This window comes from Anaerobacterium chartisolvens (assembly GCF_003337415.1).
GTDB classification, from domain to species: Bacteria; Bacillota; Clostridia; order Acetivibrionales; family DSM-27016; genus Anaerobacterium; species Anaerobacterium chartisolvens.
In genome coordinates this window covers 1-12,822 of the sequence record NZ_QPJT01000012.1, presented here as the reverse complement: position 1 = coordinate 12,822, position 12,822 = coordinate 1, and the positions used below count along the sequence as shown (strand labels likewise).

The following is a 12,822-nucleotide window of genomic DNA, read 5'->3' as shown; positions in this document are numbered from 1 at the left end:
GCAAGCAATTGATGCTGAGGGAGTGCAAGTGGGTTTTCACTTTTTTATAAGCTCCTTCAATCGAAGCGAAAGCATCAATCTTAAACGCTCGGAAGGGCTGTCCAGATTTATCCCCATAATCTTCTGTAAGCGGGACAGCCTGTATTTAAGCGTGTTAAGGTGTATATGCAGCTCCCTCGCGGTTGTTGCCTGATTTCTTTCGTTATTCAGGTACACCTCCAGAGTATCAAAATAGGAGGTGCCGTTATTGCTGTCGTATTCCATAATAGCCTGAACAGCAGGGTGCATGAAGGTTTTTCTGTAAGGCTCGGAAAGAGAGCCTGAAATAAAATCCTCCAGTGCATAGTCATGGTAATTGAATAAATACTGCTTGCGGCCTGACTCAATTCCTAATCTGACTGCCGCCTGTGCCTGTTCTAAGAAATCCCTTGCTGATATCAGATCATTAAATACCTCGCTTAATCCTGCAAAAAGCTCCGACTTCTGTAAAAACAAGGAGACATTTTTTTCAAGGTCATTATAGCCTATGCTTTTTGCCGGAATAACAGCAACTACGCTATCCTGATAGGGGAATACCTTAGAGTCGCATAAAATGCCAGAAAGAGCTTTTACATAATAGTCTCTTACCTGATTTAACATATCCTGTGAGTTTAATCGCACATATAATACCCTATACTGCTCATTTACATTCCAGTTTACTCCTGAAAAATATGAGGTCAGAAAGGCCCTGTCGCTGAAGCGTCCGCTAAGCAGCTCCGAAAGGTAGTATTCGTCGGTATATACTCCTGCATTAAAGGTAGATGCACGCTTTATCATAAGATGATTAAAGTATTTGCCGATAAAGTTAACGGTATCGAGAGCGGCACAGGAAAATGGCGTTATGTTCTCTATTATAATGAGCCTTCCAAGAAACCCCTCTTCATCAAAAAAATTTAACGTTATGCTACGGGAGGGAAACAGCTTGGAATTGTAAAGATGAGCGTTTTTCACCTCATACAGCCTGCGCAATTCGTTTGTTTTTTTAAGCGAGGCGATAAAGGATAGCGGCAAAGGCTTGTCGCAGGGAACAAAGCCGGAGGGCTCACTGCCGCCTTCTTCAAAAACAGGCTCCTCTCCCGCGATATAGCTGTGTGCAGAGTCGTGTATCTGGACGCGGTTTTTAAAGAATCTGGCACATATCCTTACGAAATACGGTATTTCCTTATTTGCCAGCAGGCCGTCATTAAGCTCGCGCTCCAGTGCTGAATAGCGGTTTACTGCATCGACGGCAGCGGCATACACTTCATTTATGCTTCCCCGGCATACCAGAACAGGGCAGGGAAGGGCAATCGGCTGTTCTCCCGCACAGATAACCAGACATGAGGCATCAATATTATCCATACTATACAATAGATCCCCGCTGACAACATAAGCCTGACCGGGCTGAAAGGAATTCTGACCCGGAAAAACCAGTTGGACAGACGCATAGGTATGATAAAAACTCTCAGGTATTTCAGCTTTTATCAAGTGCTTACCCAAATGCTCTTCAAACATCTTTGCTGTAATTTGCAAAATAAACACCTCCCCTAATAATTATAGTCTATTTTGGACAAATTGCCAAAGCTATTTTCTGCTTTATAAGACAATTGTCATTAAATTCAGTTTTGTTATAATTAATCATGAGGCTTAATTAATATAAAATTATCAAACGAGACAAACAATTGAAAAGAGGAATGAAATAATCTGAATAAATATTAAATTTGCGTCATTGTTTATGTAAATCAATTATTTTATCATTAATATATATAGGACGCGATAAAGATTTTACAAACATAGAGGATATAATTGCTTACAGAAATTTTTAATAGCAACGAAAAGATGAATTTGGGGGAAATGTCTCTAGGGCCCGAGCATTCATTCACTTTTCTTAGATGTATTCCTTACGGGTCAAAAAAATTTCTTCCATCAAATTATATCCTCCATGTAAAATCTTTATCGCTACATATATAGCAAAGCTTTAAGTCTAAAATGTCAAACCTCTGATCAGGTATTTATTGTTCAGATAATTCACATATAACAAATAAACATAATTAAAAATTATTAACAGGAGGGCGTTATGAGAGAGCTGGAATGCGATATAGTTGTAATAGCGGCCGGACCTGCGGGACTTGCGGCGGCTATCTCAGCGGCTGAAAGAGAAGCAAGCGTCATTGTGCTGGAAAAGTCCAATGCAACCGGAGGAGCAGGGAATATGGGAATGGGCCCGCTTGGCATCGAGACCAGATACCAAAAGGAGCAAATGATTAAGCTGACAAAGGAAGAGGCGTTCAAAAAATTCATGGACTATACTCACTGGAGAGTTGACGCAAGATTGGTAAGGGAGTATCTTTACAAGTCTGGCGACACTATACAGTGGCTGGAGGACATGGGAGTGGAATTTACGGGAGCATCAAGGTATTTTGCCGATTCTGAAGCCACGTGGCACATTGTAAAGCCTGAGAGCGGACGCCCCGGGCCGAGAGCGGCATCAAGAATGTATAAGATAATGACTCAAAGGGCTGAAGAATTGGGAGTAGAGATTCTGCTTGAAACCCCTGCGAAGAAAATACTTAAAGAGGACGGGCGCATAGCGGGAGTTATAGCAATTGATAAAAACGGAGAGGAAGTAAAAATTCAGTGCGGCGCTGTTGTCGTTGCAACAGGAGGCTTTGGAGATAATCCCGAAATGATAAGGCAGCTCACCGGGTATGAGTGGGGGAAGGACATGTTTTCCTTCAGAATCCCCGGCATAACGGGAGACGGTATAAGAATGGCAAGGGAAGTTGGAGCGGGAGAGACGGAGTATAATATTGAAATGGCATATGGATGCCCCAGCGAAAACGGATACACAACGGTAGTGGGTATACACATGCAGCCTAATCTTATGGTAAACCTGCTGGGCGAGCGTTTTATGAATGAGGAGGTTCTGGCAAACACAACCTTTACATCCAATATTCTTGCTGTCCAGAAGGAAAGGTGCGGGTTTTCAATAATAGACGACTCTATTAAGAAGTATTATTTAAAATCAGGAATAGATGACATGAACCTGGTTAATCATGTGAAATCCTCTGAAAACTATGATGTTGAAATAAAGGACGCGGTAGAGAAGGGCGATCCCTATATATTTGCCGCTGATTCCATAGAGGAGCTTGCCGAGAAAACGGGAATAGATGCCGAGGCCCTGAAAAAAACGGTTGAGGAGTATAACAGCTCCTGCAAGGAGAGAGATTTCTTATTTAATAAAAACTACAGGTACATGAGACCGCTGGTTGGGCCTAAGTTCTATGCCGTCAAGTTCTATCCGGGCGGGTATGGAAGCTTAGGAGGAATAAAGATTAATTACAGGACAGAGGCTGTAACAAACGACTTCCAGGTTATTGCGGGGCTTTACGCGGCAGGTACGGACGCCTGCAGCATTTACGGCGACTCCTATGTGTTTGTGCTTCCGGGAAACACAATGGGCTTTGCTCTGAACAGCGGACGCATGGCCGGTGAAAATGCAGTAGAATATTTGTTGAAATTGTATGCAGAGGACTAATAGAGGACTAATACAGAACTAATACAGAATAAATTATGAGGGGGATATAAAACATGAAGGTTTTAGGTATATCATTCGGAAGGAAAATGAAAAATTGTGAGATTCTCGTAAAGCACGCGTTAATGGAGGCTGAAAAAGCAGGGGCAGAGGTGTCATTCATCCGAATGATAGATCTTGATGTAAAGACTTGCAACGGCTGCGGAGGGTGCGGCAAATCTCTGGACAGCGGAGGAAACGGAAGATGTGTGATAAAAGATGATCTCCCATATGTTGATGAAGCTGTTTTAAGCTCTGATGCCATAATTGTTGCGGCTCCTGTATATGCTTTAGGGCCTTCGGGGCAGTTAAAGCAGGTGGCGGACAGGTTTGGGCCCTCCCACGATCTGGCTTTCCTGACAAACGCAAATGAGCAGAGAAAGGCGGCGGGAAAAACAGGCGACGAGCTGGTTGACCCCAGGAACTTCAAGCACAGATACGCGGGACTGATTTCGGTAGGCGGGGCAAAGACTAAAAACTGGGTTTCCTTTGGACTCCCCACAATGCATATTTTATGCTTCCCCGCTCAGATAAAGGTTGTTGACCAGATTGACGCATATAATATGGGAAGCATAGGCAGCCCGCTTCTGGATAAAAATCTTATGGAAAGAGTTGCAAGGCTGGGACGCAATGTGACCTCGGCAATAGGAAAGCGCCATGAGGAGGTTTCGTGGATGGGTGAAGAGGACGGGACATGCCCTGTCTGTCACTGTGATCTTCTCTCGGTAAACGGAACTACGACTGTAGAGTGTCCTGTGTGCGGAATTTACGGTAAGCTTGCCATAGAGGGTGAAAAGATTAAGGTTACCTTCAGCGAAGCAGAGCAAAAAAGATCAAGGTTAAACTATGACGGCAAGCTGGAGCATTACACAGAAATAAAATCCTTTGGTTCAATAGCGGGCCCTAAAATGGCGGCAGCTAAGGATGAACTCCCTAAAATGCTGGAAAAGTACAAGGGCTATAAAGAGGTAAAATTTAAATAGGTAGGGGCAGACCTGCGTGTCTGCCCTTAATTACCCACGAAAATTTTGTTTCAACCACGGAATATGCAAAAATTCAGGGCAGACACATAGGTCTGCCCCTACCACAAAAATATATAAATATGTTGAAACAAAATTATGGAAAAATGATTATTGCAATCAGCAGACCTAACAGATTTTAAACAGGTTCTTAGATGGTTTACAGCCTAACCTATATAAATAAATTAAAATAAAATGGAGGATAGCGTTATGGATATTTTAACTGCGATAAAGGGCAGAAAAAGCATAAGAAAATATAGCACAAAGCCCATTGAAGAGGAAAAGCTGAATAAGATATTGGAGGCTATAAGATTTGCCCCCTCAGCAAGAAATGGACAGCCGTATAAAATACTGGTTATAAGAGATGCCGCAAAAAAGGCGGCATTGAGAAAGGAGCTGGAGGCACCGGCTTACTTTGAGGATGCTCCCGTATTATTGGCGGCTTGTGGTCTTGACCATGCCGTTATGAATAATGGACAGATTAAGGACACAATTGACGCGTCAATTGCCATGGCCTTTGCCGTGCTGCAAGCTTATGAGCTTGGACTCGGAACGGTGTGGACTGCGGGATATGACGGAGAAAAAATGAAAAAGGCGCTTGGAATACCCGCACAATATAGCTGTGTAACTGTAATTCCTCTTGGGTATGCCGCCGAAGACCCCGATCCCAAGCCGAGAAAAGAATTAAATGAGATCGTATGCTACGATGAATTTAAAGAATAGAGGTAAAAGGTGGTGACTTTATGGGTAACATTAAATTAACAATAGACGGCATAAGTGTTGAAGCGGAAAAGGAAATGACAGTTTTACAAGCAGCCCTGGCTGCCGGAATATATATACCGCACCTTTGTCATCACCCAAGCCTTCCCGATGTGGGACAATGCAAGCTGTGTGTTGTTGAAATAGCGGACCGGGACGGAGTTCAGACCTCTTGCACTACAATGGCAGAGGACGGTATGGTTATAAAAACAAAGACAGACAGGCTTAATCATATGAGGACGCTTTCCATGGAGCTGATGCTTGCCGCTCATCCATCCGAATGCACCTCATGTCCAAAGTACTTGAAATGTGAATTGCAAACCCTTATTCAATATTTGGGGGTCAGTGATGCAAGGCTGAGGAAATTGTCATATAACTTTCCTATAGAGACTGGAAATCCCCTTTTCGTGAGGGATATGAACAGGTGCATACTATGCGGAAGATGTGTAAGGGCCTGCCGCACTCTAAGAGGAGCAGAGGCTATAGACTACAAAAAGGACAATGAAAAGGTATATATAGGGACTGAGAACGGCGGTTTGCTTGCCGATGAAAATTGCAAATTCTGCTGCGCCTGTGTTGAGGTATGTCCGACGGGGGCGCTTAGAGACAAGGAAGAGGTTGTTTCGGGCTTTAATAAAGCCGAAGAGGCGCTGCTGCCATGCAAGGCGTCCTGTCCGGCCGGAACGGATGTGCCAAGGTATGTTAGGCTTATAAAGGAAGGGAAGTATTCCGAGGCGGTAGCGGTAATCAGAGAAAGAGTACCCTTCCCATTAACACTGGGATATATTTGTATGCACTTTTGTGAATCGGGGTGCAGACGCGAGGCTGTAAATGAAGCTGTTTCAGTAAAGGAATTAAAGAAATTTGCCGCAATGCGTGATAACGGGCTATGGAAAGAGAATTCAAAGATTGCTCCGCTTACAGGAAAAAAGGTTGCCGTCATAGGATCAGGCCCGGCAGGGCTGACTTCGGCCTACTATCTTGTAAAGCAGGGACATGATGTAACCATATATGAAAAATTATCTTCTCCGGGAGGTATGCTGAGGGTGGGTATACCTGAATACCGCTTGCCAAGGAGTGTAATTGACAATGAAATCAGTGAAATCACAGATGCGGGAGTAAGGATTGTATATAATACCGATATAAAGGACTTAAATTCGCTTAGCTCCTTGGGCTATGATGCGGTTTTAATAGCAATTGGCACACATAAAGGCGTAAGGCTCCCAATTCCGGGAAGTGATCTTAAAGGAGTTATGGTCAATACTGATTTTTTACTTAAATCAAGCCTCGGGAAAAAGGTGGAGACAGGAAGCAGGGTGTTGGTGCTTGGCGGAGGCAATGTTGCTTTCGATTGTGCAAGAGTTGCAAAAAGGCTTGGCGCAAGTGAGGTGAGCATGGCCTGTCTGGAGTCGCGGGCAAATATGACAGCCAGCGCAGAAGAGGTTGAGCAGGGGCTTGAGGAAGGTATCGTAATCCATAATTCAAGAACCTTCAGCAAAATTATTTCGGAAAATGGAAGTCTGGGAGTAGAATGCTCAGAGGTTGATAACTTTTATTTCGATGATAACAGAAAGCTGGTAATTAACACTGTGCCTGATTCCCTGCATGTGCTTTATGCAGATACAGTTATATTTGCCGCCGGGCAGATAGTAGACCTGCCGGAGGAGTACGGGGTTGAGAGCGGAAGGGCCAACATTATAAAATCAGAAAATTATCAAACAAATAAAGCCGGCGTATTCGCCGTAGGGGATTGTATAACAGGCACTACTTCTGTCGTTCAGGCAATTGCCGGAGGCAGGGGTGCGGCGGCTGCCATTGACAAATACCTGGGCGGAGACGGAGTAATCGACGAGGTTCTTGCTCCGTGTGAGGAGCCCGGAGCATTCATTGGAAAAGAGGAAAGGTTTGCTCATAGAGAAAGAAAGCAAATAAGCTGTAAGCCCGTAGAAGAAAGAATAAATAATTTTGACGAGTTTGAACAGGCTTTTGACGCTGAAACCGCACACTGTGAAGCGGAACGATGCTTGCAGTGTGACTTAAGGCTGCGCATACCGAAGGTGAAATTGTGGGGAGATTATGCTCATAAATAGAAAAAGGCGGTGAGGAATTTGATTTGTGAGAAAAATGCGGAGGCCATAGCTGGGGTGGATATTGAGTTTCATAAAGAAAATAATTGTGTCGTGAGCTGGGCTTTAAAGCTTCTTGAGGCTGTATTTGCACAAACCTGCGGGAAAACGGTGTTTTGCCGCGAGGGAACGCTGCAAATGCGCAAAATAATAAAGGATATTTCTGAGGGCAGAGGGCATAGTGAGGATTTAGACATAATTATAGAATTATGCAAGGCTATTAAAGAGATGGCCGACTGTGAATTATCAAAGAAAGCTGCCATGAGTATATTAAATTCCATAGATGAATATAAAGACGAATGGGATGCGCATATCGTAAGGAAGCGTTGTCCGGGGCTGATATGCAGCCGTTTAGTTACTTTTCACATTTTGGGCGAGAAATGCAGCGGCTGTATGCAATGCCTTGATAAATGCCCTGAACAGGCAATAAGCGGGGCAAAGGACATGATTCATGTCATAGATCAGGATCAATGCAGCAGGTGCGGCATATGCATTGATATTTGCAGCAATGTTTGCGGCGCAATTGTTAAGGCCGGAGGAGTAAAGCCCAAAACTCCCGACAGCCCCATACCTGTGGGTACATGGCAGGCAAAGGGCCTTGGGGGGTTAAGGAAGGGATTAAGGAAATAAAAATTAATATATAGGATGCAATAAAGATTTTACAAACATGGAGGATATAATTGCTTACAGAAATTTTTAATAGCAACGAAAAGACGCCTTGCGGGGAAATGTCTCACGGGTATGTCATCAGGCGCTTTTCTTAGATGTATTCCTTACGGGTCAAAAAAATTTCTTCCATCAAGTTATATCCTCCATGTAAAATCTTTATTGCTAAATATATAGCGAAAAATTATAAAAGCGATATACGGCAATTTGCCCGGTATATCGCTTTTTATATAAATTAGGACATAAACTATCTAAAAGGGATGTAAAATAATTTCCGGAAGAATAATTTCCCCGGAATGCGTAACCGCGATATAATTTAGGCTAATTAAAGTCACAAGCGTCTTCTACAGGTATACATGCTTCTATGGTTAGAGTAGAAATTATTCTGGAGGATATTATTTTACATCCTCCGTTATCCGATATATCAAAGCCTAAATTATATAGTTGGGTTGGGCAAGTAATTAGAGAGGGGAGTTAATCAGATAATTTTATAATAATGAAAAAATCTGAACAAATCTGAAATTCATATCGTTGTTTAACTTATAGGTATGGCTTATAATGAATAATGTAATCCTCATCTGCAGATTAAATTCATAACAAAGCATATTCATAACAGAGCATATTCATACGAAGGGGGATAATCAGGTGGCATCAATAAAGAGCTGCAAGAGCAGGAAAGTATGGATAGACTGTATACCTTATTTTCTTATGATGATACCGGGCCTGCTTTATTTGCTAATCAATAATTACCTTCCCATGGCAGGACTTATAATTGCTTTTAAGGATGTTAATTTCTCGAAAGGGCTATTTAATAGCGACTGGGCGGGCTTTAAGAATTTTCAGTTTCTATTCGGCACCTCCGATGCTCTTATCATTACCAGAAACACTATATTATATAATGCGTCATTCATTGTTATAAATACAGTTGTTGCTGTCGGTGTTGCTATTCTGCTCAATGAGATAACCAAAAAATTCCTGTCCAGATTCTATCAAAGCGCTATATTGCTGCCGTACCTTATTTCTATGGTAATAGTCAGTTATCTTGTATTTTCGGTACTTAGCGTGGAAGCAGGGTTTATTAACAACTCAATACTTCCTCTGTTTGGCAAAGACACGGTAATGTGGTACAGTGAAGCGTCATATTGGCCGTATATTTTAGTGCTTGTTAATTCGTGGAAGGGATACGGCTTCTTTTGTATAATTTATCTAGCGTCTATAATAGGTATAGATAAGGAATATTATGAAGCCGCAATAATTGACGGGGCCGGCAAATGGAAGCAGATATGGACCATAACGATACCTTTAATTCAGCCCACAATAGTAATGATGGTGCTGCTGGCAATCGGAAGGATTTTTTATTCGGATTTCGGACTTTTTTATCAGGTTCCCATGAATTCAGGAGCGTTATATGATACCACCAGTGTTATTGATACTTATGTATACCGCGGGCTTCTGCAGCTTGGAGATATCGGAATGTCTTCTGCGGCGGGACTGTACCAGTCTGTTGTAGGCTTCATATTAGTATTGGCCGCAAATCTGGTTGTTAGAAAAATAAACAGAGACAATGCTTTGTTCTAAGAGGGGTGAGATAAATGAAAATCAGAAAAATAGAGTCTCTCAATTTGGTTGCACATGTTGTATTGGCTTTACTGTCCGCCGCAAGTATTCTTCCCTTTTTACTGCTATTTATATCATCCCTGACGGATGAGGCGGTTATATTGAAAAACGGGTATTCCTTCTTTCCTGAAAAATTCAGCTTAGAGGCTTATGAATATCTGTTTCAACAGTCCTCATTAATTCTGAACGGCTATAAAATCACAATACTGATGACGGTACTGGGAACGTTGTTAAGCCTGATATTTACAATATTTCTCGCCTACCCTTTGTCAAGGAAGGAGCTCCCTTTCAGAAACGTATTTTCATTCCTTGTATTTTTTACGCTTCTGTTCAATGGAGGGCTTGTACCTACGTATCTGATGTACACCCAGATATTTCACATTAAAAATACAATTTGGGCATTACTGGTTCCGGGCCTTTTGATGAACGGCTATAATGTTATCTTTGCAAGGACTTATTTCCAGACGAATATACCGGATGCAGTTATTGAGGCGGCAAATATAGACGGTGCGGGAAAGTTCAAAACCTTTCGCCTGATTGTATTTCCCCTATCCTTTCCTATAATGGCAACCGTCGGACTGTTTCAGGCAATAGCTTATTGGAATGACTGGTATAATGGGCTAATCTATCTCACTAATCCCAAGCTGTTTAGCTTGCAGAATATTTTAAACCGTATGATGACGGATATTCAATTCCTTGCCAGTACAAATCTGGGAGCAAATTCAGGGTCGGCAACGGCAGGTATACCCACTACGGGAATGAGAATGGCTATAGCCGTTATAGGCGTTGTTCCCATCATCGCGGTATACCCGTTTTTCCAAAAGTACTTTATTAAGGGCATCACTATAGGCGCTGTTAAGGGATAGTCAATTCTAACGCTTACTTCTTTATTCTATATAGGATGCGATAAAGATTTTACAATCATAGAGGATACAAATGCCTGCAGAAATTTTTAATAGCAACGAAAAAGTGCCTTGCGGGGAAAAGTCTCTTGGGTTTGTCACTCGGCATTTTTCTTAGAGGTATTCCTTATAGGTCAAATAAAAATTTCTTCCGGCAAGTTATATCCTCTATGTAAAATCTTTATCGCCACATATATATCAAAAGCATTAAACATAATTTTTGCGGCATTTAACGTATGCCGCAAGGAACAGAATATATGTACCCAATTCCATCTCAAATTTAAAGGAGGAAGAGCATGAAAAAGAGAATTTTAAGTTTGGTATTAGCACTTACCCTTATTATTTCGGTATTGGCTGGATGTGGAAATGGATCCTCCGCGCCTGATGATTCAACAAAAGGTGCCGGAACGGAACAAAGCGGCTCCGACGGAGCAAATTCGGAGAACGGACCGCCAACGGAATTATCCATGGTAGCCTTGATCTTTTCAAACCCCCCTGCGGATATGAATTTGGTTGTTGATGAAATCAACAAAATTTCAAAGGAAAAGATAAATGCAACCATAAAGCTTACACCCATTAACGTAGGCGCTTACGCACAGCAGGTTAAGCTTATGCTGGCGGGCAATGAAAAGATCGACTTGCTGGCAACGGGAGTTTTAGGGCCGATATTTGACTATTACGGCCAGACCAGAAACGGACAGCTTATGGAGCTGGATGACCTACTGGATAAATACGGACAGGACATAAAAAGTGTCATTGGCGAAAATATGATTGTGGGCACTCAAAAGGGCAAGGTTTATGCCGTTCCCAATTACCACGATTTCGCAAACAGCATCAGGCTGTTCATGAGAAAGGATATGGTTGAAAAACACAACATTGATATTACTAAAATCAAGACGTTGGATGACATGGAGGCTGTATTTAAGGTAATTAAGGAGAAAGAACCCGGTATTACCCCGCATATGTTCGGGCAGGATGCCCAGCAGGGCTTGGATCAGGCATTTTCAATACCCGGTGGAGACTATCTGGGGGATTGGTTCGGAGTTCTTATGGATCTGAATACTCCAAAGGTTTCAAACTATTATGAATCACAGCTGTATGCCGACACACTCAAGGTGGCAAGGAGATGGTATACCTCAGGGTATGTTCTCAAGGATTCCGCAACAAATTCAGAGCCGGCACAGAGCCTTATGAGAAGCGGAAAGATATTTTCATTCTCACAGGCCGGAAAGCCGGGTATAGACGGTCAGATATCCTTGCAAACAGGAATTCCCGTCGTAAGTGCTGAAATTGTGCCCGCACAATCACTGACCTCCAACCTGATGACATTTATGTGGGGCATCCCCAGCTACAGCAAAAATTCGGAAAAGGCCATGCAGTTCTTAAACCTTATGTTTTCTGATAAAGATATCCATAATCTGTTTGCATGGGGAATAGAGGGCAAGCACTATGTAAAAACGGAAGACGGGGTAATCGATTACCCTGAAGGTGTTAATGCACAAAATACAGGGTATGCGTTGCACTCGGCGTTTGAATTTGGCAACCAATTCCTGTCACATGTATGGAAGGGCGATGCGCCTGATCTGTGGAAGCAGATGGATGAGTTTAATAAATCCGCCAATAAATCGGTTGCATTAGGCTTTAGCTTTGATTCGAGCAGCGTAAAGAACGAAATGACGGCGCTCCAAAATGTTTACGGACAGTATGTAAGGGCTATGGGAAGCGGAATAATGGACCCTGATAAGAGCCTGCCTGATTTTATAGACAAGCTTAAAAAAGCCGGAATTGACAAGGTTATTGCTGAAAAGCAGAGACAGCTTGATGAATTTTTAAAGAGCAAGTAACAGCATAAAGCAAAAAAATTAGAATCCAGACAGCAGCTTGTTGGCTGGATTCTAATTTTAGCAATAATTGTATACAACAAAAACTGACTATCAAATAATAAAAAGTGGCAAGCAATTAAATCCTTTATTTTTTATAATGTTGGAGTCAACTCATAATTATAAAACATTTAAAGGTTTATTTATCATATACGAAATCAGGCATGGGGGTCTTAAATGAATAAATTAATAAGCATAAGCGAAGCCGTCAAGTTTATAAATGACGGTTCCACAATAATGATTAACGGCTTTATGGGAGTT

At 42.3% G+C, this 12,822-nt stretch carries 9 protein-coding genes; 8 read left to right on the top strand and 1 reads right to left on the bottom strand.

Annotation, left to right across the window (positions count from 1 at the left end; translation table 11 throughout):
- Positions 1 to 36: 36 nt before the first annotated feature.
- Entirely contained in the window at positions 37 to 1,551 is a 1,515-nt protein-coding gene (locus DFR58_RS11300; protein WP_114297960.1) for a PucR family transcriptional regulator, read from the bottom strand.
- Positions 1,552 to 2,095: 544 nt separating this feature from the next.
- On the opposite strand from DFR58_RS11300, the gene DFR58_RS11295 reads away from it, so the two are divergent.
- The 8 genes from DFR58_RS11295 (at position 2,096) to DFR58_RS11260 (ending at position 12,525) form a co-directional block, all read left to right on the top strand.
- Positions 2,096 to 3,556 carry an FAD-dependent oxidoreductase gene (locus DFR58_RS11295; RefSeq protein WP_114297959.1) on the top strand — a complete coding sequence of 487 codons (1,461 nt, stop codon included), beginning with the start codon at positions 2,096 to 2,098 and terminating at the stop codon, positions 3,554 to 3,556.
- Positions 3,557 to 3,609: 53 nt separating this feature from the next.
- Entirely contained in the window at positions 3,610 to 4,575 is a 966-nt protein-coding gene (locus DFR58_RS11290; protein ID WP_114297958.1) for a flavodoxin family protein, read from the top strand.
- A 246-nt stretch (positions 4,576 to 4,821) separates the two neighbouring features.
- Entirely contained in the window at positions 4,822 to 5,334 is a 513-nt protein-coding gene (locus tag DFR58_RS11285; protein WP_170138132.1) for a nitroreductase family protein, read from the top strand.
- Positions 5,335 to 5,354: 20 nt separating this feature from the next.
- A complete protein-coding gene (locus DFR58_RS11280; RefSeq protein ID WP_114297956.1) occupies positions 5,355 to 7,460 on the top strand; it encodes an FAD-dependent oxidoreductase in 2,106 nt (701 codons plus the stop codon).
- Positions 7,461 to 7,478: 18 nt separating this feature from the next.
- Positions 7,479 to 8,126 carry an NADH-ubiquinone oxidoreductase-F iron-sulfur binding region domain-containing protein gene (locus DFR58_RS11275; protein ID WP_170138131.1) on the top strand — a complete coding sequence of 216 codons (648 nt, stop codon included), beginning with the start codon at positions 7,479 to 7,481 and terminating at the stop codon, positions 8,124 to 8,126.
- Between the two features lie 681 nt (positions 8,127 to 8,807).
- Complete coding sequence (locus DFR58_RS11270) at positions 8,808 to 9,740, top strand: ABC transporter permease (RefSeq protein WP_341457400.1); 933 nt, start codon at positions 8,808 to 8,810, stop codon at positions 9,738 to 9,740.
- A 14-nt stretch (positions 9,741 to 9,754) separates the two neighbouring features.
- Positions 9,755 to 10,645 carry a carbohydrate ABC transporter permease gene (locus DFR58_RS11265; RefSeq protein ID WP_114297954.1) on the top strand — a complete coding sequence of 297 codons (891 nt, stop codon included), beginning with the start codon at positions 9,755 to 9,757 and terminating at the stop codon, positions 10,643 to 10,645.
- Positions 10,646 to 10,977: 332 nt separating this feature from the next.
- Complete coding sequence (locus tag DFR58_RS11260) at positions 10,978 to 12,525, top strand: ABC transporter substrate-binding protein (RefSeq protein WP_114297953.1); 1,548 nt, start codon at positions 10,978 to 10,980, stop codon at positions 12,523 to 12,525.
- The last annotated feature ends 297 nt before the right edge of the window (positions 12,526 to 12,822 follow it).